Origin of the sequence: Pseudomonas sp. MF6755 (assembly GCF_016405635.1) — a bacterium.
GTDB classification, from domain to species: Bacteria; Pseudomonadota; Gammaproteobacteria; order Pseudomonadales; family Pseudomonadaceae; genus Aquipseudomonas; species Aquipseudomonas haemolytica.
The window spans coordinates 196,768-223,126 of the sequence record NZ_JAEKDA010000007.1 but is presented as its reverse complement, the minus strand read 5'-3'; the positions used below and the strand labels follow the sequence as shown (position 1 = coordinate 223,126).

The 26,359-nt window shown below is 58.8% G+C and carries 22 protein-coding genes; 1 reads left to right on the top strand and 21 read right to left on the bottom strand.

Annotated elements, in window-relative coordinates; all coding sequences use genetic code 11:
• Window positions 1–143 precede the first annotated feature (143 nt).
• The 21 genes from eno to rpsB form a co-directional block, all read right to left on the bottom strand.
• The gene (gene eno / locus JFT66_RS11310; protein WP_034118465.1) at window positions 144–1,433 is read right to left on the bottom strand and encodes a phosphopyruvate hydratase; all 1,290 of its coding nucleotides are present in this window, start codon (window positions 1,431–1,433) and stop codon (window positions 144–146) included.
• Window positions 1,434–1,590: 157 nt separating this feature from the next.
• Entirely contained in the window at window positions 1,591–2,436 is an 846-nt protein-coding gene (gene kdsA / locus JFT66_RS11305) for a 3-deoxy-8-phosphooctulonate synthase (RefSeq protein ID WP_003189190.1), read from the bottom strand.
• 5 nt (window positions 2,437–2,441) lie between these two features.
• Window positions 2,442–4,073: a CTP synthase gene (locus JFT66_RS11300; protein WP_034118464.1), complete on the bottom strand. Its 1,632-nt coding sequence runs from the start codon at window positions 4,071–4,073 to the stop codon at window positions 2,442–2,444.
• Window positions 4,074–4,346: 273 nt separating this feature from the next.
• The gene (tilS, locus tag JFT66_RS11295) at window positions 4,347–5,666 is read right to left on the bottom strand and encodes a tRNA lysidine(34) synthetase TilS (protein WP_198859274.1); all 1,320 of its coding nucleotides are present in this window, start codon (window positions 5,664–5,666) and stop codon (window positions 4,347–4,349) included.
• 163 nt (window positions 5,667–5,829) lie between these two features.
• Window positions 5,830–6,777 (bottom strand): acetyl-CoA carboxylase carboxyltransferase subunit alpha, encoded by a 948-nt coding sequence (locus JFT66_RS11290; protein WP_034118462.1) that lies wholly within the window; start codon window positions 6,775–6,777, stop codon window positions 5,830–5,832.
• 129 nt (window positions 6,778–6,906) lie between these two features.
• Window positions 6,907–10,428 carry a DNA polymerase III subunit alpha gene (gene dnaE / locus JFT66_RS11285; RefSeq protein WP_034118461.1) on the bottom strand — a complete coding sequence of 1,174 codons (3,522 nt, stop codon included), beginning with the start codon at window positions 10,426–10,428 and terminating at the stop codon, window positions 6,907–6,909.
• A 76-nt stretch (window positions 10,429–10,504) separates the two neighbouring features.
• The gene (rnhB, locus tag JFT66_RS11280) at window positions 10,505–11,137 is read right to left on the bottom strand and encodes a ribonuclease HII (RefSeq protein ID WP_034118460.1); all 633 of its coding nucleotides are present in this window, start codon (window positions 11,135–11,137) and stop codon (window positions 10,505–10,507) included.
• Window positions 11,134–12,273, bottom strand: coding sequence for a lipid-A-disaccharide synthase (gene lpxB / locus JFT66_RS11275; protein WP_198859273.1), 1,140 nt, complete (start codon window positions 12,271–12,273; stop codon window positions 11,134–11,136). Before lpxB ends, rnhB begins: the two co-directional genes overlap by 4 nt.
• 2 nt (window positions 12,274–12,275) lie before the next feature.
• Window positions 12,276–13,052 (bottom strand): acyl-ACP--UDP-N-acetylglucosamine O-acyltransferase, encoded by a 777-nt coding sequence (gene lpxA / locus JFT66_RS11270; protein ID WP_034118458.1) that lies wholly within the window; start codon window positions 13,050–13,052, stop codon window positions 12,276–12,278.
• On the bottom strand, window positions 13,049–13,489 hold the full coding sequence (gene fabZ / locus JFT66_RS11265; RefSeq protein ID WP_034118457.1) for a 3-hydroxyacyl-ACP dehydratase FabZ: 441 nt from the start codon (window positions 13,487–13,489) through the stop codon (window positions 13,049–13,051). The genes lpxA and fabZ overlap by 4 nt, the downstream gene beginning before the upstream one ends.
• 111 nt (window positions 13,490–13,600) lie before the next feature.
• The gene (gene lpxD / locus JFT66_RS11260) at window positions 13,601–14,656 is read right to left on the bottom strand and encodes a UDP-3-O-(3-hydroxymyristoyl)glucosamine N-acyltransferase (protein ID WP_198859272.1); all 1,056 of its coding nucleotides are present in this window, start codon (window positions 14,654–14,656) and stop codon (window positions 13,601–13,603) included.
• A gap of 3 nt (window positions 14,657–14,659) precedes the next feature.
• Complete coding sequence (locus JFT66_RS11255; protein ID WP_003189173.1) at window positions 14,660–15,163, bottom strand: OmpH family outer membrane protein; 504 nt, start codon at window positions 15,161–15,163, stop codon at window positions 14,660–14,662.
• Window positions 15,164–15,208: 45 nt separating this feature from the next.
• A complete protein-coding gene (bamA, locus tag JFT66_RS11250) occupies window positions 15,209–17,596 on the bottom strand; it encodes an outer membrane protein assembly factor BamA (protein WP_078820469.1) in 2,388 nt (795 codons plus the stop codon).
• Between the two features lie 74 nt (window positions 17,597–17,670).
• Window positions 17,671–19,023 carry a sigma E protease regulator RseP gene (gene rseP / locus JFT66_RS11245; RefSeq protein WP_034118454.1) on the bottom strand — a complete coding sequence of 451 codons (1,353 nt, stop codon included), beginning with the start codon at window positions 19,021–19,023 and terminating at the stop codon, window positions 17,671–17,673.
• Window positions 19,024–19,076: 53 nt separating this feature from the next.
• Window positions 19,077–20,267, bottom strand: coding sequence for a 1-deoxy-D-xylulose-5-phosphate reductoisomerase (ispC, locus tag JFT66_RS11240; protein ID WP_198859271.1), 1,191 nt, complete (start codon window positions 20,265–20,267; stop codon window positions 19,077–19,079).
• Window positions 20,264–21,070: a phosphatidate cytidylyltransferase gene (locus tag JFT66_RS11235; protein WP_034118452.1), complete on the bottom strand. Its 807-nt coding sequence runs from the start codon at window positions 21,068–21,070 to the stop codon at window positions 20,264–20,266. The genes ispC and JFT66_RS11235 overlap by 4 nt, the downstream gene beginning before the upstream one ends.
• A complete protein-coding gene (gene uppS / locus JFT66_RS11230; RefSeq protein WP_034118451.1) occupies window positions 21,071–21,826 on the bottom strand; it encodes a polyprenyl diphosphate synthase in 756 nt (251 codons plus the stop codon).
• Window positions 21,827–21,843: 17 nt separating this feature from the next.
• A complete protein-coding gene (gene frr / locus JFT66_RS11225) occupies window positions 21,844–22,401 on the bottom strand; it encodes a ribosome recycling factor (RefSeq protein WP_003189163.1) in 558 nt (185 codons plus the stop codon).
• A complete protein-coding gene (gene pyrH / locus JFT66_RS11220) occupies window positions 22,398–23,141 on the bottom strand; it encodes a UMP kinase (RefSeq protein WP_003172271.1) in 744 nt (247 codons plus the stop codon). The genes frr and pyrH overlap by 4 nt, the downstream gene beginning before the upstream one ends.
• A 210-nt stretch (window positions 23,142–23,351) precedes the next feature.
• Complete coding sequence (tsf, locus tag JFT66_RS11215; RefSeq protein ID WP_153870360.1) at window positions 23,352–24,215, bottom strand: translation elongation factor Ts; 864 nt, start codon at window positions 24,213–24,215, stop codon at window positions 23,352–23,354.
• Between the two features lie 191 nt (window positions 24,216–24,406).
• Window positions 24,407–25,144: a 30S ribosomal protein S2 gene (rpsB, locus tag JFT66_RS11210; RefSeq protein WP_003189158.1), complete on the bottom strand. Its 738-nt coding sequence runs from the start codon at window positions 25,142–25,144 to the stop codon at window positions 24,407–24,409.
• A 387-nt stretch (window positions 25,145–25,531) separates the two neighbouring features.
• Between rpsB and map the strand changes: the two genes are divergently transcribed.
• Window positions 25,532–26,314 (top strand): type I methionyl aminopeptidase, encoded by a 783-nt coding sequence (map, locus tag JFT66_RS11205; protein ID WP_034118449.1) that lies wholly within the window; start codon window positions 25,532–25,534, stop codon window positions 26,312–26,314.
• Window positions 26,315–26,359 lie beyond the last annotated feature (45 nt).

Here is a 26,359-nt window from a genome sequence, read left to right as displayed (position 1 = left end):
CAGTCATGCAAACCTTTTGCAGCAACTGATAGCACGAAGCCTGGAAAAACCAGGCTTGTGCTTGTCAGTCAGCAGATTAGCGCCGAAATTCATACTTTCGTGAGATTTCTGACGCAATCCGCCGACTTTTTACCATTTACTGATTAACCGCGAAACTCACCGCGACCGTTGTACTTGGCTTTACCTGCCAATTGCTCTTCGATGCGCAGCAATTGGTTGTACTTGGAAACGCGATCAGAACGGCACAGGGAACCGGTCTTGATCTGGCCCGCCGAAGTACCCACGGCCAGGTCGGCAATGGTGGAGTCTTCGGTTTCGCCGGAGCGGTGGGAGATCACGGCGGTGTAGCCCGCAGCCTTGGCCATCTGGATGGCTTCAAGGGTTTCGGTCAGGGTGCCGATCTGGTTGAACTTGATCAGGATCGAGTTGGCGATCTTCTTGTCGATGCCTTCTTTCAGGATCTTGGTATTGGTCACGAACAGGTCGTCACCCACAAGCTGGATTTTCTCGCCGATCTTGTCGGTGAGGATTTGCCAACCATCCCAGTCGGACTCGTCCAGGCCGTCTTCGATCGAGATGATCGGGTAGCGCTGGGTCAGGCCCTTGAGGTATTCAGCGAAACCTTCGGAGTTGAACACCTGGCCTTCGCCGGACAGGTTGTACTTGCCGTCTTCGTAGAACTCGCTGGCAGCGCAGTCCAAAGCCAGGGTCACGTCGGTGCCCAGTTTGTAGCCAGCGTTGGCCACGGCTTCGGAGATCACTTTCAGTGCATCTTCGTTGGAGGCCAGGTTCGGTGCGAAACCACCTTCGTCACCTACTGCGGTGCTCAGGCCACGGGCCTTCAGTACAGCCTTGAGGTGATGGAAAATCTCGGTACCCATGCGCAGGCCTTCGGAGAAGGACTTGGCGCCCACCGGCTGCACCATGAATTCCTGGATGTCGACGTTGTTATCAGCGTGCTCGCCACCGTTGATGATGTTCATCATCGGAACCGGCATCGAGTACACGCCTGGAGTGCCGTTCAGGTTGGCAATGTGCGCGTACAACGGCAGGTCCTGGTCCTGGGCAGCGGCCTTGGCAGCAGCCAGGGAGACGGCGAGGATCGCGTTGGCGCCCAGGCTGCCTTTGTTTTCGGTGCCATCGAGCTTGATCATCGCGTGGTCCAGGGCTTTCTGGTCCAGCGGGTCCTTGCCCAGCAACAGGTCACGAATCGGACCGTTGATGTTGGCTACAGCCTTGAGTACACCCTTGCCCAGGTAACGGCTCTTGTCGCCATCACGCAGTTCCAGCGCTTCGCGCGAACCGGTGGAAGCACCGGACGGCGCGCAGGCGCTGCCGATGATGCCGTTATCGAGAAGCACGTCGGCTTCGACGGTGGGGTTGCCACGGGAGTCGAGAACTTCACGACCTTTGATGTCGACGATTTTTGCCATTGTTGTAAACACTCCAAAGTTGACGAAAACGACGCAGCTGAAGGAAATCTTTTGACCGACCGCAAGGGTGGAACAACGGGGCAGGCTTGCAGACGACAAGGCTCAGGCCCAAGGACCTGAGCATTTAGCGTGGGATACTTTACCGGAGAAATGGCAGTTACGCGGTCTCTACTGTCGGAAAACTCTTGACCAGCTCGTCCAACTGCTTGAGTTGGGCCAGGAATGGCTCCAGCTTGTCCAGGCGCAGGGCGCATGGGCCGTCGCACTTGGCGTTGTCCGGATCCGGGTGCGCTTCGAGGAACAGGCCAGCCAGGGACTGGCTCATGCCCGCCTTGGCCAGGTCGGTCACCTGGGCACGCCGCCCGCCAGCAGAGTCCGAGCGACCACCGGGCATTTGCAGCGCGTGGGTCACGTCGAAGAACACCGGGTATTCGAACTGCTTCATGATGCCGAAACCGAGCATGTCCACCACGAGGTTGTTGTAGCCGAAGCTCGAACCACGCTCACAGAGGATCAACTGGTCGTTACCCGCCTCCACACACTTGCTCAGGATGTGTTTCATTTCCTGGGGCGCGAGGAACTGGGCTTTCTTGATATTGATCACAGCGCCGGTCTTGGCCATGGCGACCACGAGGTCGGTCTGGCGTGACAGGAAGGCCGGCAGCTGGATGATGTCGCACACCTCGGCGACCACGGCAGCCTGTTCAGGCTCGTGGACGTCGGTGATGATCGGCACGCCGAAGGCTTGCTTGATGTCCTGGAAGATCCGCATGCCTTCTTCAAGGCCCGGGCCGCGATAGGAGGTCACGGACGAACGGTTGGCCTTGTCGAAGCTGGCCTTGAACACATAAGGGATACCCAGTTTCTGGGTGACCCGCACGTACTCTTCACAGACCTGCATTGCCATGTCGCGACTTTCCAGCACGTTCATGCCGCCGAACAGCACCATGGGCTTGTCGTTGGCAATCTCGATGTCGCCTACGCGAATGATCTTCTGGGCCATCAGGTTTACGCCTTCTTCTGATGTTGCGTCAGTGCTGCTTTGACGAAACCGCTGAACAACGGGTGACCGTCGCGCGGCGTCGAGGTGAACTCAGGGTGGAACTGGCAGGCCACGAACCACGGATGATCCGGAGCCTCGACCACTTCAACCAGCTTGCCATCACCGGAGCGACCGGAGATTTTCAGGCCGGCTTCTTTGATCTGCGGCAGCAGATTGTTGTTCACTTCGTAGCGGTGACGGTGACGCTCGACGATCACATCCTTGCCGTAGCAGTCGTGTACCAGCGAACCGGCTTCCAGCAGGCAATCCTGTGCGCCAAGGCGCATGGTGCCGCCCAGGTCGGAAGTTTCGGTACGGGTTTCAACAGCGCCGGTGGCGTCTTCCCACTCGGTGATCAGGCCCACGACCGGGTGGCCGCTGGTGTGATCGAACTCGGTGGAGTTGGCGTCTTTCCAGCCCAGCACGTTACGCGCGAACTCGATGACGGCCACTTGCATGCCCAGGCAGATACCCAGGTACGGCACCTTGTTTTCACGGGCATATTGCACCGCGGTGATCTTGCCTTCCACGCCACGCAGGCCGAAACCGCCTGGAACGAGGATCGCGTCGACACCTTCGAGCAGCGCGGTGCCCTGGTTCTCGATGTCTTCGGAATCGATGTAGCGCAGGTTGACCTTGGTACGGTTGCTGATGCCGGCGTGGCTCATCGCTTCGATCAGCGACTTGTACGCATCCAGCAGCTCCATGTACTTGCCGACCATGGCGATAGTGACTTCATGCTCAGGGTTGAGCTTGGCATCGACCACCGCTTCCCACTCGGACAGGTCCGCGCCATTGCACTGCAGGCCGAAACGCTCGACCACAAAATCATCCAGCCCCTGCGAATGCAGGATGCCCGGGATCTTGTAGATGGTATCGGCGTCTTCCAGGGCAATCACCGCACGTTCTTCAACGTTGGTGAATTGCGCGATCTTGCGGCGCGAGGAAATGTCGATCGGGTGATCGGAGCGGCACACCAGCACGTCCGGCTGCAAGCCGATGGAACGCAGCTCCTTGACCGAGTGCTGGGTGGGCTTGGTCTTGGTTTCGCCGGCGGTGGCGATGTACGGCACCAGCGTCAGGTGCATCAGCATCGCGCGCTTGGCGCCGACTTCGAAACGCAGCTGGCGGATGGCTTCGAGGAACGGTTGGGATTCGATGTCACCCACGGTGCCACCGATCTCGACCATCGCCACGTCGGCATCGCCTGCACCCTTGATGATGCGGCGCTTGATTTCGTCGGTGATGTGCGGGATCACCTGGATGGTTGCACCCAGGTAGTCACCACGACGCTCCTTGCGCAGCACGTGCTCGTAGACACGGCCGGTGGTGAAGTTGTTGTTCTGGGTCATGGTCGTGCGGATGAACCGCTCGTAGTGGCCCAGGTCCAGGTCGGTCTCGGCGCCGTCGTGGGTGACGAACACTTCACCGTGCTGGAACGGGCTCATGGTGCCCGGGTCAACGTTGATGTACGGGTCCAGCTTGAGCATGGTGACCTTAAGTCCCCGCGCCTCCAGGATGGCCGCCAATGAAGCGGAGGCAATGCCTTTCCCCAATGAAGAAACAACACCGCCCGTGACGAATATGTAGCGCGTCATGAAAAACCCTAGAAGTCTGCGTTAAAGCGGTCCGAGCCGCCGGGGAAAGCGAAGGAAGGCCGAAGCCCCCGATCACCTGCATTAATCACAGTGCACCTTTCAAAAAAACCGCCGCGTTGTGACAGACCAGCAATGAAACACCGGTACGTTGATCGCTACACATTTTTTGGAATCGCCCAGCAAAGACTGCTTGGTAATCGGCAACTGCTGCAATTCAGTCGAATCCACAGAAGTTGTATCAAGAAGGGAGCGTAGTCTACCGGAAAGGCTCTATCAGCTCAAACCTTGATCGCAGGTCTGTGGCAACCAATGTAATTGCCCGTCATCCATTGAGCCGGCCCATGCCCCCGCGACGGTTGGGACAGCCAGCAATTGCTCGCCCCGATAGACCAGCGGCAATCTGCCACGGACGAAGCCCGGCAAACCACTTTCATTCAGCAGGCGCTTCAAGTCGCGCCGGCCGCGGCCTGGCACTTCGACGATTTCGCCGCCCTGGCGATAACGGATCACCAATGAACCTTCGGGGGTATTGCGGCTGAAGCTCAGCTGACCATTGCCAGGTAACTCTAGTGGCTTTTGCGGATCCGGCCAGCTCACCGGTACGTCAGAAAACTCCGACCATGCTGTAGGCAACCACCAGATCCGCTCACCGCAGCGATGCAATTGGCCGTCGGCCAGGCACCACACTGGCTGTGCGTCGCCTTTGGCATCGCGCAGGGCATACCAACTGGCCCAGTGGTCGCTGTCAGGCAATCGAGTCAGCGGAGTCAGCCAATGCCGCAGGGCGTTGCGCTGGCGGGCATCGGAAAGATCGCGCAACGGAGCAAGAGTCAAGGAGGGTAAAGGCAACCAGGGAAACGCTGAAGGCTGATCCGCAGCGATCAGGTCCATGTGCGCCAGCTCATCGAGCAGGCCCTGGGCTTCACTCAGGTGCTCGGCAGTGCGCGCCAGGCTTGAGACTGCCTGGGGCCAGCGCTGCGTCAGCGTTGGAAAGACCTGGTGACGCAGGTAATTGCGCGAGAACCGTGGATCGGCGTTCGAAGGGTCTTCAATCCACTTCAATTGGTGTTCGTGGGCGTAGGCTTGCAGTGCTCCGCGGGAAACCGCCAGCAATGGCCGCACCACGTACCCCGTCGCCAACCGGCGACACTCGGGCATTGCCGCCAGCCCACGCACTCCGGCGCCGCGCAACAGGCGGAACAGCAGGGTTTCGGCTTGATCGTCGCGATGCTGGGCGGTGAGCAGCACCTCCCCCGCCCCGATCACCTCGGTAAACGCCTGGTAACGTGCGTTACGCGCAGCCCGCTCCAGGCTGGCACCGGGTTGCACCTGTACACGCAAAACCTGCAAAGGTATGCCCAGGCTGTCACATAACGCTTGGCAATGACTGGGCCAGGCGTCAGCGGCCGCTTGCAGCCCATGATGGACATGCACAGCGCTGATGGGCGGCAGGGTTTCGGTGTTTGCCAGGGAAGCCAGAAGGTGCAGCAGCACGGTGGAATCGAGGCCACCGGAGAATGCGATATGCCAGGCGGGGGCATTGCGCCAAGGGGCCAAGGTTTTCAGGAGTCTGGCGGGTAGAGCCGGTTTCATCAGATGTCACCGCCGCAAATCTGGAATACGTGGGCCGAGCATACACAAAGCAAATGTGGGAGGGGGCTTACTCCCGATTGCTGAGTGTCAGTCACTGCATCGGGTGACTGATCCACTGCTATCGGGAGCAAGCCCCCTCCCACATTGAGTTACGGCGTCGACTTTAGAGACCGTAGCTCATCAGGCGCTCGTAACGACGGGCCAGTAGCGCTTCGCTATCCAGCTTCTTGAGCATCGCCAGTTGCGAGCCCAGCTCAGCACGGATGGTCGCGGCAGCTGCAGCCGGATCACGGTGAGCGCCGCCCAGTGGTTCGGCGATAACTTTATCCACAATACCCAGGCCTTTGAGGCGATCGGCAGTGATACCCATGGCTTCAGCAGCATCCGGCGCTTTTTCGGCGGTTTTCCACAGGATCGAGGCGCAACCTTCCGGCGAGATCACCGCGTAGGTCGAGTACTGCAGCATGTTCAACTGGTCGCAGACACCAATGGCCAGTGCACCACCGGAACCACCTTCGCCGATTACGGTGGCAATGATCGGGGTTTTCAGGCGGGCCATGACGCGCAGGTTCCAGGCAATCGCTTCACTCTGGTTACGCTCTTCGGCGTCGATGCCTGGGTAGGCACCTGGGGTGTCGATGAAGGTCAGGATCGGCATCTTGAAGCGTTCGGCCATTTCCATCAGGCGGCAAGCCTTGCGGTAGCCTTCCGGACGCGGCATGCCGAAGTTGCGGCGTACTTTCTCGCGCACTTCACGGCCTTTCTGGTGACCGATCACCATCACCGGCTGGTCGTCCAGGCGAGCAATACCGCCCACGATGGCCGCGTCGTCGGAGAAGTGGCGGTCGCCGTGCAACTCGTCGAACTCGGTAAAGATATGCTCGATGTAGTCCAGGGTGTACGGACGGCGCGGGTGGCGAGCCAGGCGCGCGATCTGCCAGCTGGTCAGCTTGCCGAAGATGTCTTCGGTGAGCGTACTGCTCTTGTCTTGCAGGCGAGCGATCTCATCGCCGATGTTCAGCGAATTGTCATTGCCGACCAGGCGCAGTTCTTCGATCTTGGCTTGCAGGTCAGCGATCGGCTGTTCGAAATCAAGAAAATTCGGGTTCATAAGCGTCCGTCTTGGGTCGACGGCCAAGGGGTGCCTGGCCAGCCGGTTGTCTATTCGCGCCCTACCTTAAGGGAGAGGCGCGTTTAGGTCGAGATTAAATGTTTAGCCGAGGTCAGGCGTTCTGACCGTTCAGCGGTATTGGAGGAAGACGTTGTCTCGCCCGAACTGGTCACGCAAAGCTTGAATCAAGCCATCAGCAGGATCAATTCGCCACGTCTCGCCAAACTGCAACATGGCCTTGGCTTCACTGCCGGTGTACTCCATGGTCACCGGGCATGCGCCACGGTGGCGTTTGAGCAGGTCACCCAACCAGCGTAGCTGATCGCCCTTGAGCGCTTCGGTCTTGACCTTCAAGCGCAGGCTTTCGGCCAGGTTGGTGCGGGCATCTTCCATGCTCATCACCCGCTTGATGCGCAGGCGCAGGCCGCCGGAGAAATCGTCGTTGCTGACCTCCCCTTCCACCACCACCATGGCGTCGGTCTGCAGCAGCGACTGGGCAGAGTGGAAGGCGTCGGCAAACAGCGAAGCCTCGATACGCCCCGAGCGGTCATCCAGGGTGATAAAGCCCATCTTGTCGCCCTTCTTATTTTTCATCACCCGCAGGGCGATGATCATGCCGGCGACGGTCTGGGTATCCCGCGCCGGCTTCAGGTCGATGATGCGCTGGCGGGCAAACCGCCGGATCTCGCCTTCGTACTCGTCAATCGGGTGACCGGTGAGGTAAAGACCCAAGGTGTCTTTCTCACCCTTGAGGCGTTCCTTGAGGGTCAGTTCCTTGGCCTTGCGATGGTTGGCGTAGACATCCGCATCTTCTTCGACGAACAACCCGCCAAACAGGTCGGCGTGGCCGCTGTCATGGGTCCGGGCGGTCTGTTCGGCGGCCTTGATCGCCTCTTCCATGGCGGTGAGCAACACCGCGCGGTTGCGGTCGATATTGGCCTGGTAAGCCTTCGGTTCATCATGGAAATACGGGCCGAGCCGGTCGAGTGCGCCGCTGCGAATCAAGCCATCGAGGGTGCGCTTGTTGATGCGCTTGAGGTCAACCCGGGCACAGAAGTCGAACAGATCCTTGAACGGCCCGTCCTGGCGCGCCTCGGTGATGGCTTCCACCGGGCCTTCGCCCACGCCCTTGATCGCGCCGAGGCCATAGATGATGCGGCCTTCGTCGTTCACCGTGAACTTGAACTCCGAGGCGTTCACGTCCGGCGCGTCGAGGCGCAGTTTCATGGTGCGCACTTCCTCGATCAAGGTCACGACCTTGTCGGTGTTGTGCATATCCGCCGAGAGTACCGCGGCCATGAACGGCGCCGGATAGTGGGCTTTCAGCCAGGCGGTCTGGTACGACACCAGGCCGTAGGCGGCGGAGTGGGATTTGTTGAAGCCATAACCGGCGAATTTCTCCACCAGGTCGAAAATATTACCCGCCAGGTCGGCGTCGATATTGTTAGTCGCACAGCCCTCAATGAAACCGCCACGCTGCTTGGCCATTTCCTCGGGCTTTTTCTTACCCATGGCGCGACGCAGCATATCCGCACCACCAAGGGTGTAGCCAGCCATCACCTGGGCAATCTGCATCACCTGTTCCTGATACAGGATGATGCCGTAGGTCGGTGCCAATACGGGCTTCAGGCCCTCGTACTGGTAGTCGGAGTGCGGGTAAGCCAGTTCGGCGCGGCCGTGCTTACGGTTGATGAAGTCATCCACCATGCCTGATTGCAGCGGGCCCGGACGGAACAGGGCCACCAGTGCGATCAAGTCTTCCAGGCAGTCGGGCTTGAGCTTTTTGATCAGCTCCTTCATGCCCCGGGATTCAAGCTGGAACACCGCCGTGGTTTCGGCTTTTTGCAACAGGCTGTAGGTCGGTTTGTCGTCCAGCGGGATAAACGCAATATCCAGCGGTTCTTCGCCGACCTTGGCGCGGTCGCGGTTGATGGTCTTGAGTGCCCAGTCGATGATGGTCAGGGTCCGAAGGCCCAGGAAGTCGAACTTCACCAGGCCGGCCGCCTCCACGTCGTCCTTGTCGAACTGGGTAACCAGGCCGCCGCCTTCTTCATCGCAATAGATCGGCGAAAAGTCGGTCAGCTTGGTTGGGGCGATAACTACGCCACCGGCGTGTTTACCGACGTTACGCACCACGCCTTCAAGCTTGCGCGCCATGTCCCAGATTTCCGCGGCTTCTTCATCGACCTTGATGAAGTCGCGCAGGATCTCTTCCTGCTCGTAGGCTTTTTCCAGGGTCATGCCGACTTCGAACGGGATCATCTTCGACAGGCGATCCGCCAGACCGTAGGACTTGCCCTGCACCCGCGCCACGTCACGGATTACCGCCTTGGCGGCCATCGAACCGAAGGTGATGATCTGGCTTACAGCGTTTCGGCCGTATTTCTCGGCCACGTATTCGATGACCCGATCACGGCCGTCCATGCAGAAGTCGACGTCGAAGTCGGGCATGGATACCCGTTCCGGGTTCAGGAACCGTTCGAACAGCAGGTCATATTCCAGCGGGTCAAGGTCGGTAATCTTCTGTACATAGGCCACCAGCGAGCCAGCACCTGACCCCCGGCCCGGGCCTACCGGCACGCCGTTGCTTTTGGCCCACTGGATAAAGTCCATTACGATCAGGAAGTAGCCCGGGAACCCCATCTGAATAATGATATCCAGCTCGAAATTCAACCGATCGACATACACCTGACGCTTGGCTTCGTAATCTTCGGTGGTGTCCTTGGGCAACAGGACGCTGAGGCGTTCTTCCAGGCCATCGAACGACACCTTGCGGAAGTACTCATCGATGGTCATGCCATCGGGAATCGGGAAGTTGGGCAGGAAGTGCTTGCCCAGCTTCACTTCAATATTGCAGCGCTTGGCGATTTCGACGGAGTTTTCCAGGGCCTCGGGCAAGTCGCTGAACAACTCCGCCATTTCCTCGGCGCTTTTGAGGTACTGCTCTTCGCTGTAATTTTTCGAGCGACGCGGGTCATCCAGGGCCCGGCCTTCACCGATGCACACGCGGGTCTCGTGGGCTTCGAAGTCTTCTTTCTTGATAAAGCGCACATCGTTGGTCGCCACCAGCGGCGCACCCAACTTGTCGGCCAGGGCCACCGCCGCGTGCAGGTGCTCTTCATCGTTGGGGCGATTGGTGCGCTGCACTTCCAGGTAGAAGCGGTCCGGAAAAACCTGCATCCACTCGCGGGCCAGCACTTCGGCTTCCTGGGGGTTACCGCCCAGCAGCGCGATACCGATTTCACCCTCTTTGGCCGCCGAGAGCATGATCACGCCTTCGCTGGCTTGCGCAACCCACTCGCGCTCGATGATGATCGAGCCGTTGCGCTGGCCGTCGATAAAGCCACGGGAAATCAGTTCGGTAAGGTTGCGGTAACCCACGCCGTTCATCGCCAGCAGGCTGATACGGCTCAGGGGGTTATCCGGGTCTTTGTTGGACAGCCACAGGTCGGCGCCACAGATCGGCTTGATGCCGGCGCCCATGGCGTTCTTGTAGAACTTGACCAGGGAGCACATGTTGTTCTGATCGGTAACCGCCACCGCAGGCATGTTCATGCCCACCAGGGTTTTGACCAGTGGTTTGATCCGTACCAGGCCGTCGACCAGGGAGTATTCAGTGTGCAGGCGCAGATGAACGAATGAAGCCGGCATAGTGATCCTGTCTAGAAACGTGGAGACAACAAGGCCCGGATTGTACCGGGCCTCGAGCAAAACATCAGCCTCGCGACTACACCTCGCTGAGGCTCTCGCGCAGCTCGTAAGCCTGGCGCACCGGGGCGAACGAGCGCCGGTGGATCGGGGTTGGCCCGAGACGCGCCAGGGCTTCCAGATGAACGGGCGTCGGGTAGCCTTTATGCCCGCCGATGCCGTATCCAGGGTAGATCAACTCGAATGCGGCCATTTCGCGGTCTCGGCTGACCTTGGCCAGGATCGAGGCAGCCGCAATGGCAGGCACCTTGCTATCCCCCTTGACCACCGCTTCCGCCGGCATCGCCAGCCTGGGGCAACGGTTGCCATCGATCATCGCCAATTTCGGCGTGATATGCAGGCCCTCAACGGCGCGCTGCATGGCAAGCATGGTCGCATGCAGAATGTTCAGCTCGTCGATTTCCTCGACTTCTGCACGGGCGATATGCCAGCTCAGGGCTTTTTCACAGATTTCGTCGTAGAGCTTTTCGCGACGGGCTTCGGTGAGTTTTTTCGAATCATTGAGGCCCAGGATCGGACGGTTCGGGTCAAGGATCACCGCCGCCGTCACCACCGCGCCACACAAAGGGCCGCGCCCTACTTCGTCAACGCCGGCCACCAGCTCATGGGCTTGGGCAACCAGGCTGAAATCCAGGCCCATTTGCGTGGTCATAAGGCTTCCTGTTTATGGCCGATCAATGTCAGCACGGCGTCGGCCGCCTGGTTCGAGGCATCGCGACGCAGGGTGCGGTGAATGTCATCGAAACCACGGGTCTGCTCTTCGCCGCCGTCGATCAAGGGTAATAGAGTTTGCGCAAGCGCTTCGGGCGTTGCATCGTCCTGCAACAACTCCGGCACCAACAGACGCTGGGCCAGCAGATTGGGCAGGGAAATGTACGGGCTCTTGACCATACGCTTGAGAATCCAGAAGGTCAGTGGCGCCAAGCGATAAGCGACGACCATGGGGCGCTTGTACAGCAGGGCCTCCAGGGTCGCGGTGCCCGACGCGATCAACACCGCATCGCAGGCAGCCAGGGCCAGGTGGGACTGGCCGTCGAGCAGGGTCAGCGGCAGGTTGCGACCTTCCAGCAGGGTTTCGATCTGTGCGCGACGTTGTGGGTTGGCACACGGCAGCACAAAGCGTACACCCGGTTTTTGCGCTTGCAGACGTTCGGCCGCATCAAAAAACAGTGCCCCCAAACGTCCGACCTCACCGCCGCGACTGCCCGGCATCAACGCCACCAACGGGCCATCGGGAAAACCCAATTCGGCACGCGCAGCGCCACGATCAGCTTGCAATGGAATGGCATCGGCCAGGGTATGGCCGACAAACCGCACCGGCACGCCCTTCTCTTCATAGAACCGGGCTTCGAACGGTAGCAGGGTCAACATCAGGTCACAGCCTTCACGGATCTTCAGCACGCGCTTCTGCCGCCATGCCCACACGGATGGGCTGACGTAGTGCACGGTCTTGATTCCGGCCTGACGCAACTTGAGTTCGATATTGAGGGTGAAGTCTGGCGCGTCGATCCCAATAAAGACATCGGGCTCTTCTTCGATCAGCGTCTTGATCAGCAGCTTACGGCGAGCGAGCAGTTCACGCAGACGCCCCAAGACCTCCACCAAGCCCATGACCGACAAGCGCTCCATGGGAAAGTAGGAAGTAAGACCTTCGGCCTGCATCAATGGGCCACCGACCCCGATAAATTCCACCGCTGGATGCTGGGCCTTGAGGGCCCGCATCAGGCCAGCACCCAGGATATCGCCGGAAGCTTCACCGGCCACGAGCGCAATACGCAGATTGGCCATGATCAGCGGGTGATGCCGCGAGTCGATGCCTGGATAGAGTCACGGAACACCGCGACTTCCGGGAACAGCGTCGCGGGTTCGGTCAGCTCGGTCAGGGCCTGCTCAACCGTCAGCCCCTGACGGTAAACCGTCTTGTAGGCACGGCGCAGGGCATGGATTGCATCTTCGCTGAAACCGCGTCGGCGCATGCCCTCGAAGTTCATGCTACGAGCTTCGGCAGGGTTGCCGAACACCGTAACGAATGCAGGGACATCCTTGCCGATGGCGGTGCCCATGCCGGAAAAGCTGTGGGCGCCGATATGGCAGTACTGATGCACCAGGGTGAAACCGGACAGGATCGCCCAGTCGTCAACATGTACATGGCCAGCCAACGCGGTGTTATTGACCAGGATGCAATGGTTGCCGATCACGCTGTCATGACCGATGTGCGCATAGGCCATGACCAGATTGTGGTCACCCAAGGTGGTTTCCGCGCGATCCTGCACGGTGCCGCGGTGAATGGTGACGCCTTCACGGATGATGTTGTGGTCACCGATTACCAGGCGTGTTTCTTCACCCTTGTACTTCATGTCCGGGGTGTCTTCGCCTACCGAGGAAAACTGGTAGATACGATTGTGTTTGCCAATGCGGGTCGGACCCTTGAGGATCACGTGTGGCCCGATGACAGTCCCCTCGCCGATTTCCACACCTGCGCCGACGATCGACCAAGGGCCGACCTCAACGTCGTCGGCCAATACGGCCGACGGATCGATGATTGCGCGAGGGTCAATCAAACTCATAGTTTGCGTTCCGCACAGATGATCTCGGCAGAGCACACCGGCTTGCCATCCACCGACGCCTGGCATTCGAACTTCCAGATCTGGCGCTTGCAACTGATGAACTTGGCTTCCAGGATCAACTGGTCACCTGGCGTGACCGGGCTGCGGAAGCGCAGCTTGTCGGAGCCCACGAAATAGTAAAGCGTGCCATCGGCAGGCTTGAGGTCGAGCATTTTGAAACCAAGGATACCGGCAGCCTGGGCCATCGCTTCGATGATCAACACGCCCGGCATAATTGGATGCGCGGGGAAGTGACCGTTGAAGAATGGTTCGTTGATGCTGACATTCTTGTAGGCACGAATGCGCTTTTCCTCGACATTGAGGTCCACTACCCGGTCCACCAGCAGGAACGGGTAACGGTGAGGCAGGTATTCGCGAATCTCGTTGATGTCCATCATTTCGGGGGGAAGCCTGTAATAAAGATTGGGGGCGGGCGAACTAAAAGCACGCCCCGCTAGCAAATCAAGGGGGCAGTCTAGCGGCTGTGCACACTTGATATGGAAATGGTATCAGCCTTCTGATGAAGCATTACCGCCAGGGGTCACGTCCCCAACACGCTTTTCCAGCTGTTTGATGCGTCGTGCCATGTCGTCGATCTTGCGCAAACGCGCCGCACTCTTGCGCCATTCAGCCGCAGGTTGCATGGCGGTACCGGACGAGTAGGCCCCGGGCTCGGTAATCGAGTGGGTCACCATGGTCATACCGGTGATGAAGACGTTGTCGCAAATGTCGATATGCCCCACCAGCCCAACGCCACCGGCAAGCATACAATGCTTGCCGATCCTGGTGCTGCCGGAGATCCCCACACAGGCCGCCATGGCGGTGTGATCGCCAATCTGCACGTTATGGGCGATCTGGATCTGGTTATCGAGCTTCACGCCGTTACCAATCACGGTATCGGCCAGGGCCCCGCGGTCAACAGCGGTGTTTACGCCGATTTCCACGTCGTCGCCGATCAATACGCCGCCGACCTGGGCAATCTTGTGCCAGATACCCTTGGAGTTGGCAAAGCCAAAGCCTTCACCGCCGATCACAGCACCTGACTGAATGACCACACGCTGACCAATACGCACATCGTGGTAGAGGGTCACCCGCGGGGCAAGCCAGCCATCGGCGCCGATCTCGCAGCGGGCGCCGATAAAGCAGTGGGCGCCCACGGTGACACCAGCGCCAATACGCGCACCACTCTCGATCACGGCAAATGCCCCGATGCTGGCCGCAGGGTCAACCTGGGCATCATCGGCGATCACGGCAGACGGATGGATACCGCCAGCCGCTTTCGGCTTGGGATCGAACAGGTGCGACGCCTTGGCGTACGACAGATACGGATCGGCCACCACCAGCGCATCCCCGATAAACCCTTCGGCGTCAGCGGCCTTCAGCAACACGGCTGCGGCCTGGCAATCGACCAGGTATTTACGGTATTGAGGGTTTGCGAGGAAGCTCAACTGAGCTGGGCCAGCCTCCTGCAAGGTGGCTAGCCCAGTGATTTCTTTCTCCTTGGAGCCACGCAAGGTGGCCCCCAGGAACTCGGCCAACTCGCCGAGCTTGATAGTCGCGGTCATGGTTTACTTCAGCTGGTTCATGCGCTCGATCACCTGGCGGGTGATGTCGTATTGAGGCTTGACGTCAATTACGGCGCCACGCTCGAACACCAGGTCAAAGGCACCCTTCTTGATGACTTCTTCCACAGCACTGTCAAGCTTAGGCTTGAGCTGCTTGAGCATTTCACGGTCGGCAACAGCCTTGGCTTCGTTCAATTCCTTGGATTGGAACTGGTAGTCACGGGCCTTTTGCTTGAACTCAAGCTCCAGACGCTCGCGCTCGCCTTGCTGCATCTTGTCGCCACCGGCTACCAGACGATCCTGGATGCCCTTGGCGCTGCTTTCCAAAGTCTTGAGCTTGGTCAATTGCGGACCGAACTTCTTCTCGGCATCCACGGCGTAACGCTTGGCCGCGTCGGATTCCAGCAGGGCCATCTGATAGTTCAGGACGGCGATTTTCATTTCGGCGAAGGCCGGGGTGGTTACCAGCACAGTGGCCAGCAGGACCAATTGAGTCAACTTACGCACGATGTACTCCTACAGAATCCGTTGTCGTTATCTTAGGTCAGACGCTTAGAACGTCTGGCCGAGGGAGAATTGGAAAATCTGGGTTTCAGCGTTATCCGGTTTCTTGATCGGCATGGCCAGAGCAAAGCTCAACGGGCCCAGCGCAGTCACCCAGGTCACACCCACACCCACGGAGCTGGCCAGGTTGCTGAGGCTCACGTCGTTGCACTGGGTATTGGACTTCAAGCCACTCGGGTTCTTGATCTGCTCACACTTGGAGTCGAACACGTTACCCACGTCCCAGAAGACCGAGGTCCGCAGGGAACGCTGATCCTTGACGAATGGCAGTGGGAACAGGATCTCTGCACCACCCTGGATCAGCACGTTACCACCGAACGGCAGCGGGTCGTTGTCATCATCCCGGCGAGTACCGACGTTACCGGTTTGGTCAACACCACGGCTTGGGGTACCACGAGGACCCAACGTGCTGTCCTTGAAACCACGTACCGAGTTGAAACCACCAGCATAGTAGTTTTCATAGAACGGCAAGCCATCAGTCGAACCATAACCGTCGCCATAACCCAGCTCTGTGTGCAGGCGCATGGTGTAGTTATCGCTCAACGGCTGGAACAACTGGCCACGGTAGTCGAGCTTGAAGAACGACAGGTCGCTGCCCGGCGTGGTGACTTCCGCAGTCAGGCTTTGGGAATGACCACGGGTCGCCAGCACACCTTTGTTCAGGGTCGACTCGGACCAGCCGGCAGAGGCCTTGAAGTTCAGGAACTTGTCACCTTCACGACGGGTAAAGTCGAAAATCTCGTCCACGGTGTAGACACCGGTCTTGATCTCATCCTGTTGCGCGGTAATACCAAAGGTCAGGCGCGAGGTCTCGCTGATCGGGTAACCGATGTTGGCGCCCACACCCAGGCTGTCGATCGCATAGCTTGCAACGTCAACATCGAGGTCTTTGTAGTCGGTGGTGCGGTAGAAGGCGTTGTAGCCCAGGCTTACACCGTCAGCAGTCCAGTAGGGGTCGACATAACCGAAGTTATAGCGGCTCTGGTATTCGCTTCGGGTCAGGCCGATGGAAACCTTGTTACCGGTACCGAGGAAGTTGTTCTGGGTGATCGAGCCACCGAGGATCAGGCCGGCACTCTGTGCGAAACCGACGCTGGCGGTGATCGAACCCGAGGCTTGCTCTTCAACGGCGTAGTTCACGTCAACCTGGTCATCCACACCCGGTACGGCAGGGGTTTCGACGTTGACTTCCTTGAAGAAGCCCAGGCGTTCAAGACGGGTCTTGGACTGGTCGATCAGGTAGGTCGAAGCCCAGCCACCTTCCATCTGCCGCATTTCACGACGCAGCACTTCGTCCGCAGACTTGGTGTTGCCACGGAAGTTGATGCGGTTTACGTAGGCGCGTTTGCCCGGGTCGACGACGAAGGTGATGTCCACGGTGTGGTCTTCATCATTCGGGGTCGGTACGCCGTTGACGTTGGCGAAGGTATAGCCTTCGTTACCCAGGCGACGGGTGATCAGCTCGGAAGTCGTGGTCATCAGCTTGCGCGAGAACACCTGGTCCTTCTGTACCAGCAACAGGGACTTGACCTGGTCTTCAGGGACTTTGAGGTCGCCGCTCAGCTTGACGTCACGAACCTTGTACTTCTCGCCTTCGTTGACGTTGACTGTGATGTAGACGTGCTTCTTGTCCGGGGTGATGGACACCTGGGTCGAAGCGATGTCCATGTTGATGTAGCCACGGTCCAGGTAGTAGGAGCGCAGGCGTTCAAGGTCACCGGAGAGTTTCTCACGGGCGTACTTGTCATCGTTCTTGAAGAACGACAACCAGTTGGTGGTCTTGAGTTCGAACAGGTCGATCAGGTCGTCATCAGCGAACTTGGTGTTGCCCACCACGTTGATATGCTGGATGGCTGCCACGGTGCCTTCGTTGATGTTGACCTTGAGGCCAACACGGTTACGAGGCTGCGGGATCACTTCGGTTTCCACGGTCGCGGAGTAGCGGCCCTGGGCAACGTACTGGCGTTGCAGCTCGTTACGCACACCTTCAAGGGTAGCGCGCTGGAAGATCTCGCCCTCGGCCAGGCCGGACTGCTTCAGGCCCTTCATGAGATCTTCAGTGGAGATAGCCTTGTTACCTTCGATCGCGATACTGGCGACGGAAGGTCGCTCGACGACCGTGATGACCAGGACGTTGCCTTCGCGACCCAGCTGGATATCTTGAAAGAACCCGGTTTTGAACAGCGCACGAGTGGATTCCACCAGGCGACGATCATCCGCCTGTTCCCCGACGTTCAACGGCAAGGCACCAAAGACGCTACCGGCGGAAACCCGCTGGAGGCCGTTGACACGAATATCGGAGATAGTGAAGGACTCGGCGTGAACTTCGGCGATCATCAATACGGTGAGAACCGCAGTTAGCAGCAGACGTTTCATGAAGTCCTTTCTTATTCCAACTGGCAATAAACAAACTGCCGCAAAATGCGGCAGATTCGCAATTCAGCGAAGCGTTACAGTCGTCCCAGATCGTTGACCAGAGCTAACAACATCACTCCGACCACCAAACTGATACCGATCTGTATCCCCCAACCCTGCACCCGATCCGACAAGGGGCGACCACGCACCCACTCGACCAGATAAAACAACAGATGCCCCCCATCCAATACTGGAATAGGCAGCAAATTCAGAACCCCAAGGCTAATACTCAGATAAGCCAGGAAATTCAGGAAATCCGCGACACCCGACTGGGCAGAAGCGCCCGCCACTTTAGCAATGGTTATCGGTCCACTCAAGTTTTTTACCGAGAGCTCACCGAACAACATTTTCTTGAGGGATTCGAGGGTCAGCACGCTCATGGTCCAAGTGCGTTTCGCACCCTCGCCAATTGCTGCCAAAGGCCCGAAACTGACCTCTCGCACCATCGATGGCGGCCACTCGACACCTTTGACCCCCGCACCCAGGTAACCCCCAGCCGCCTTGGCTTCCCCTCGAACCGACAAGGTCACAGGGACGTCAATTTGAGCACCCTCGCGCTCAACTTTCAGCACAATCTTGGTATCAGGACGTACACGTACCAGGTCGACCACTTGCTGCCAGTCACCCAGCGCCTGGCCATCGAGGGCCAGCAGGCGATCACCGGTTTTCAGGCCAGCGGCCTGGGCCGGGCCTTTCGGATCCAGCTCGGCCAGCACCGGCGGCAAGGCCGGCCGCCAAGGACGAATACCCAGGGATTTGATCGGGTCAGGCTCATCGGCGCCTTTGAGCCAATGGTCCAGGGCCAATGCACGCGGGGTTTCGGCACTGGAATCCTGGTCACGCACCACCACGTTGACAGTGCCGCTTTCACCCAGGCGACGCACCAACTGCAAGTTGACAGCGCCCCACCCCGTGGTTGGCTCGCCATCAATGGAAACAATTTCCTGGCCGGCGCTCAAGCCAGCCTTGGCCGCGATGCTGTCCGTCTCGACCGCACCAATGACCGGACGCACCTGCTGGCTGCCCATCATGGCCAGGACCCAGAAGAACACTATCGCTAGCAGGAAGTTGGCGATCGGGCCCGCCGCCACGATGGCGATACGCTGACGAACGGTCTTGCGATTGAAAGACTGGTCCAATTGGTCGGCAGGCACTTCGCCTTCGCGCTCATCAAGCATCTTGACGTAGCCACCCAACGGGATGGCGGCGATCACGAACTCGGTGCCACGACGGTCATGCCAGCGCAGCAATGGCATGCCGAAACCGACGGAAAAGCGCAATACCTTGACGCCGCAACGACGCGCCACCCAGAAGTGGCCGAATTCGTGGAAGGTAACCAGCACACCCAGAGCAACCAGGGTGCCGACAATCATGTAGAGCGCACTCATCTAATTTCTCCGCATTTCAATCCAATGCCTGAAGGCTCGAAGCTGCCCACAGCCTAACGCGTGTTGCGGCCCAGCCATTGCTCGGCCAGGGCCCGGGCCTTGGTATCAGCCTCGAACACTGCACCCAGGTCATTCACCGCCACAACGGGCTCAAGATTCAGAACGTCCTCGATGATACTCGCGATCTGCGGAAAGCGGATGCGCCGTTCGAGAAACGCTGCCACGGCCACTTCATTGGCCGCATTGAGCATCGCCGGTGCGCTGTTACCCGCTTCGGTCGTTTGCCGCGCCAGGCGCAGGCATGGAAAGCGCTGCTCGTCCGGGGCTTCGAAGTCCAGTCGCGCAATTGCAAACAGGTCCAATGGCGCAACGCCGGAATCAATCCGCTCCGGCCAGGCCAAGGCGTTCGCAATCGGCGTGCGCATATCCGGGTTACCCAACTGCGCCAACACCGAACCGTCCACATAATCGACCAGAGAGTGGATCACGCTTTGCGGGTGGATCACCACCTCAACCTGGTCAGGCCGTGCATCGAACAACCAGCATGCCTCGATCAGCTCCAGGCCCTTGTTCATCATGCTCGCCGAATCCACGGAGATTTTTCGCCCCATGGACCAGTTCGGGTGGGCGCACGCCTGATCGGGAGACACGTGTTCCAACTCAGCCAACGGAGTCTGCCGGAATGGACCACCAGACGCCGTCAGCAGAATCCGGCGCACGCCGACCTGGCTCAAGCCGCGGGCAAAATCACCGGGCATGCACTGGAAGATTGCGTTGTGCTCACTGTCGAGAGGCAGCAGCACCGCACCGCTCCTGCGCACCGCTTGCATAAAGAGTGCACCGGACATGACCAGGGCTTCTTTATTGGCCAGCAGGATTTTCTTGCCGGCATCGACTGCTGCCAGGGTCGGACGCAAGCCCGCTGCACCGACAATCGCCGCCACCACGGTATCCACGTCCGGATCGGCCGAGACCTGGCACAACCCCGCCTCCCCCACCAACACCTGAGTGGCCAGCCCGGCAGCCCGCAGATCGTCCTGCAGCCCACGGGCCACCGCGGCCTCCGGCACTACGGCAAAGCGCGGTGCGTGGCGCACGCACAAGGCGAGCAACTCGCGCAAACGCGTGAAGCCGGTCAGGGCGAAAACTTGATAACGATCCGGGTGACGGGCGATGACATCCAGGGTACTCAACCCGACCGAGCCGGTCGCACCCAACACGGTGACCTGCTGCAGGCGGCTCACGAAGCAGTCATCCACAGCAGCACGGCAAAGATCGGCAGCGCAGCAGTAAGGCTGTCGATACGATCCAGCACACCACCATGCCCTGGCAGCAGGTTACTGCTGTCCTTGATCCCCGCCTGGCGCTTGAACATGCTCTCGGTAAGGTCACCCACCACCGAGATGAACACGACAATAGCTGTACCCAGCAAGGCCAGGAAGATCTCTTTTACCGACCAGTCACGTACCACACCGACCCCCAATGTGATCAGCAGCGTCAATGCCAAGCCGCCGTATACGCCTTCCCAGCTCTTGCCTGGGCTGACTGCCGGCGCCAGCTTGCGCTTGCCAAAGGCACGGCCCGAGAAGTAGGCCCCAATATCTGCGCCCCACACCAGCACCATCACCGCCAGGATCAATTCGTTGCCGATGGGGTAACGCTTGATCTCCACCAACCCTTGCCAGGCCGGCAGCAGGACCAGCAAGCCGATCACCAGCTTGCAGGCCACGCTTGACCATTGGCCGCTGGTGCGCGGATAGGTCAACACCAGGAATGTCGCCAACGCCCACCACAGCACCGCCGCGCCCAGTACCCAGGGTGCGATATCCGGCAGGATGTACATCAGGAACAACAACAGCGCGACCACTGCGGCATACGCCACGCGCGGTAATTGGCTGCTCAGACCCGCCAGGCGCGCCCATTCCCAGGCACCCAGGGTCACGACCAGGCCGATGAACAGCGCAAAGCCGGAACCTTCGAGCAGGAAGAAACCGCACAAGGCAATCGGCAGCAGGATCAGTGCCGTGATGATTCGTTGTTTAAGCATTTAAACCCGGGCTCCAGCTTCGATCTGCTCGCTCGTTTTACCGAAGCGACGCTGACGGGAAGCGAAATCGGCCAGCGCATTGCGCATGGCATCGTGTTTGAAGTCCGGCCAGAACAGGTCGGAGAAGTACAACTCGGTGTACGCCATCTGCCACAGCAGGAAATTGCTGATGCGATGCTCGCCACCGGTACGAATGCACAAGTCCGGCAACGGCAGGTCGCCGGTCACCAGGCAGGTTTGCAACAGTTCGGGCGTGATGTCGTCCGGTCGCAGATGACCGGCTTGCACTTCGCGGGCAAGGCGCTGCGCGGCTTGGGCAATGTCCCACTGGCCACCGTAGTTGGCTGCGATCTGCAACACAAAACGGTTACTGCCTGCAGTAATGGCCTCGGCTTCGCGCATGGCCGCTTGCAGTTCCGGATGGAACCGCGAGCGATCACCAATGATGCGCAGACTGATGTTGTTGTCATTGAGGCGCTTGGCCTCACGACGCAGCGCCTTGAAGAACAGGTCCATCAAGGCACTGACTTCATCGGCGGGTCGCTGCCAGTTCTCGCTGGAGAACGCGAACAAGGTCAAGACTTCGACCTTGGCTTCAGCGCACACCTCAATCACTGCCCTTACCGCGTCAACACCCGCTTTATGCCCGGCGACACCCGGCATAAAGCGTTTTTTCGCCCAGCGATTATTCCCATCCATGATGATCGCGACATGGCGCGGCACCACGGAGGGCACAGTCTGCTTGGTCTTTTCCATGAAGGCGTCCTGACCCCTTATACGGCCATCAGGTCCTTTTCTTTTTCTTCGGTCGCCTTGGTGATCTGCGCTTCGGCGTCCTTGGTCAGCTTGTCGATATCAGCGACGGCACGACGCTCTTCGTCTTCGCTGATTTCCTTGTCCTTGACCAGCTTCTTCAAGTCACCCAGCGCGTCACGACGGATGTTACGCACGGCAACGCGCGCATCTTCAGCGGCACTGCGCGCCTGCTTGGTGAAGCCCTTACGGGTTTCTTCGGTGAGAGCAGGCATGGAGATCAGCAACAACTCACCCAGGTTGGTCGGGTTGAGGTTCAGACCAGCGCTCTGAATCGCCTTGTCGACCGCCGCGAGCATATTTCGCTCGAAGGCCACGACCTGCAGGGTGCGCGAATCCTTAACAGTCACGTTGGCCACGCCACTCAGCGGGGTGTCGGAACCGTAGTAAGGCACCATCACGCTGCCCAGGATGCTCGGGTGCGCCTTGCCGGTACGGATCTGGCCAAATGCGTGGCTCAGGGATTCCAGGGATTTTTGCATACGCGCCTGGGCGTCTTTCTTGATTTCATTGATCATTGTTGGCCTTCCTCGATCAGAGTCCCTTCCGCGCCGCCGTGTACGATATTCAGCAGGGCGCCGGGCTTGTTCATGTTAAATACGCGCAGCGGCATTTTGTGGTCGCGGCACAGGCAGATAGCCGTCAGGTCCATCACACCCAGCTTGCGATCCAGCACTTCATCGTAGGTCAGATGATCGAACTTCTCGGCATGCGGGTCTTTGAATGGGTCTGCAGTGTATACGCCATCCACCTTGGTCGCCTTCAGCACCACGTCGGCATCGATTTCGATAGCGCGCAGGCACGCAGCCGAGTCGGTGGTAAAGAACGGGTTACCAGTGCCGGCGGCAAAGATCACCACTTCCTTGGCGTTCAAGTGGCGCATGGCTTTGCGGCGATCATAGTGATCGGTCACGCCCACCATGGAAATAGCCGACATCACGATGGCCGAGATGTTGGCACGCTCCAGCGCATCGCGCATGGCCAAGGCGTTCATCACAGTGGCCAGCATGCCCATGTGGTCGCCGGTGACTCGATCCATGCCGGCCGCACTCAGTGCTGCACCGCGGAACAGGTTACCGCCACCGATCACCAGGCCGACCTGCACACCGATACCGACCAATTGGCCGACTTCAAGCGCCATGCGGTCAAGCACCTTGGGGTCGATCCCGAACTCTTCCGAGCCCATCAGGGCCTCGCCGCTGAGCTTGAGTAGAATGCGTTTATAGCGAGCCTGATAACCACTGCCCTGCTGAGCCATTGCGAATCTCTCCTGCGGCGTATTTTTTAAAAATTCTTGGCGAGCCGTTTACGGCTTGCGTTCACTCTAGCTGGACGCTATCACAGCGCCATCGGAACACGGCTTTGTAAGCCAGTTCCGAGAGGAAACCAAATAAAATTGGCCTTCCCATTTGAAAAGAGGCTGCGCGCGTGAGCGGGCAGCCTCTTTCGGCGACAGTTTGGAACTGTCTTATTGCTTGGCGGCAGCCAGCTGGGCAGCAACTTCTTCAGCGAAGTTGTCGACCGGCTTCTCGATGCCGTCGCCTACTTTGTAGTAGGTGAAGGAAACGATTTCAGCACCGGCTTTCTTGGCCAGCTCGCCAACCTTGACTTCAGGGTTCTTGACGAACGCCTGTTCAACCAGGCTCGCTTCAGCCAGGAACTTGCTGATACGGCCTTTGATCATGTTTTCAACGATGTTTTCTGGCTTGCCGGCGATCTTGTCGGCGTTCAGGCTCAGGAACACAGCTTTTTCGCGTTCGATTGCTTCTTCGGAAACTTCCGAAGGCAGCAGGAACTCAGGGTTGCTTGCAGCAACGTGCATAGCGATGTCTTTGGCCAGCTCTACGTCGCCGCCCTTCAGAACAACCGCTACACCGATCTTGTTGCCGTGCAGGTAGCCACCAACAACATCACCTTCAACGCGAGTCAGGCGACGGATGTTGACGTTTTCGCCAACCTTGCCGACCAGTACCAGGCGATCCGCTTCTTGAGCTTCGATCAGCGGCTCAACGGTGGTCAGCTTCTCGTCGAATGCTTTCTTGACGCTGGCAGCAACGAATGCCTTGAAGTCGTCTTGCAGAGCGAGGAAGTCGGTCTGCGAATTCACTTCCAGCAGAACGGCGGCTTTACCGTCTTCAACCAGAGCGATAGCGCCTTCAGCAGCGACGTTGCCGGCTTTCTTGGCAGCCTTGATGGCGCCCGAGGCACGCATGTCGTCGATGGCTTTTTCGATGTCGCCGCCGGCCTTGGTCAAGGCCTTTTTGCAATCCATCATGCCTTCGCCGGTACGCTCACGCAGTTCTTTAACCAACGCTGCAGTAATCTCTGCCATTTCAAAATCCTCTTGGATAGGTTTTCAACCATTCCACCCGATCAAACGGGCGATCAATTCTTCCCGAATATCCGTTGTAGGCCGCTGCACGTTACAAATGATGTAGCTGCGCTGCCGACAAATGGTTTTCGAGGTGGCAAAAAGGGGGCCAAGCCCCCTTTTTGCTTACTGAGTCAACGCCAGGGCGTCAGTTACTCAGCGGCAGCTACCGGAGCTTCTTCAACGAACTGCTCGGTACCACCAGCAACGTGGTTGCGGCCACGGATTACAGCGTCAGCCATCGAACCCATGTACAGCTGGATAGCGCGGATTGCGTCATCGTTGCCTGGGATGATGTAGTCAACGCCTTCCGGGCTGCTGTTGGTATCGACTACGCCGATAACCGGGATGCCCAGCTTGTTGGCTTCGGTGATCGCGATGCGCTCGTGATCAACGTCGATTACGAACAGTGCGTCAGGCAGACCGCCCATGTCCTTGATACCACCCAGGGAACGATCGAGCTTTTCCAGGTCACGGGAGCGCATCAGCGCTTCTTTCTTGGTCAGCTTGGCGAAAGTACCGTCTTCGGCTTGCACTTCAAGGTCACGCAGACGCTTGATGGAAGCACGGATGGTTTTGAAGTTGGTCAGCATGCCGCCCAACCAGCGGTGATCGACGTACGGCGAACCGCAACGTGCTGCTTCTTCAGCAACGATCTTGCCAGCGGAACGCTTGGTGCCGACGAACAGGATCTTGTTTTTGCCCTGGGCCAGGCGCTCTACGAAAGTCAGAGCTTCGTTGAACATTGGCAGGGTTTTTTCAAGGTTGATAATGTGAATCTTGTTACGCGCGCCGAAAATGTACTTACCCATTTTCGGGTTCCAGTAACGGGTCTGGTGACCGAAGTGCACACCGGCCTTCAGCATATCGCGCATGTTGACTTGGGACATGATAGTTCCTTAATAAGTCGGGTTTGGCCTCCACGTATCCCAATGACCAACCAGCGGCATCAAGGCCTCCGGCACCCAGGTCATCGTGTCGACACGTGTGTGGATTTAAGCTTTGCGGGGTATCCCCGGAAAGCGGCGCATTTTATACCACAGCATCGACAAAAACGAAACCCGCAATCACATTTGCCGCCCGCCGCCTTTGCCTGAGCCCTTGAATAGAGCCAACATGCCTCTACCTTATAGAGAGAAGCGATTACCAGACGCTCATGATTTGACGCCATCGTCTGTTAGAATCGCGTTTTTTGGGACTTGCGCGAATTTTGTAACCCTTTGTCGCGCCCCCGTGAACCGTATTGATTTCAGCGCGTCGCGCTAGAGAGAGCCTGTATGACCGTTACCTTGAAAACCGCCGAAGACATCGCAGGCATGCGCGTTGCCGGCAAACTGGCTGCCGACGTGCTGGAAATGATTGCCGAACACGTCAAGCCAGGTGTCACCACCGAAGCACTGGACCGTATCTGCCACGACTATATCGTCGACGTGCAAAAAGCCATCCCTGCCCCCCTGAACTACAAAGGCTTCCCCAAGTCGATCTGCACGTCGATCAACCACGTGGTCTGCCACGGGATTCCGGGTGACAAGCCACTGAAAGACGGCGACACCCTGAATATCGACGTCACTGTGATCAAGGATGGTTATCACGGCGACACCAGCCGCATGTTCCACGTCGGCAACGTGCCGGTCTGGGCCGAGCGCCTCTCCCAGGTCACCCAGGAATGCATGTACAAGGCCATCGAGATCGTCAAGCCCGGCTGCCGCCTGGGTGACATCGGTGAAGTGATCCAGAAGCACGCTGAAAAGAACGGCTTCTCGGTGGTGCGCGAGTTCTGCGGCCACGGCATCGGCAAGGTGTTTCACGAAGAACCGCAGATCCTGCACTACGGCAAGGCCGGTACCGGCATGGAACTCAAGGCCGGCATGACCTTCACCATCGAGCCGATGATCAACCAGGGCAAGGCCGACACCAAGGTACTGGGCGACGGCTGGACCGCCATCACCAAGGACCGCAAGCTTTCGGCCCAGTGGGAACACACCCTGCTGGTCACCGAGACAGGCTACGAGATCTTCACCCTGCGCGCCGACGACACGATCCCGCGCGTCTCTGCGTAAAAGCTGTGCTGGTTTTCCCAAATTGTGTTGTGTCTGACTATTAGA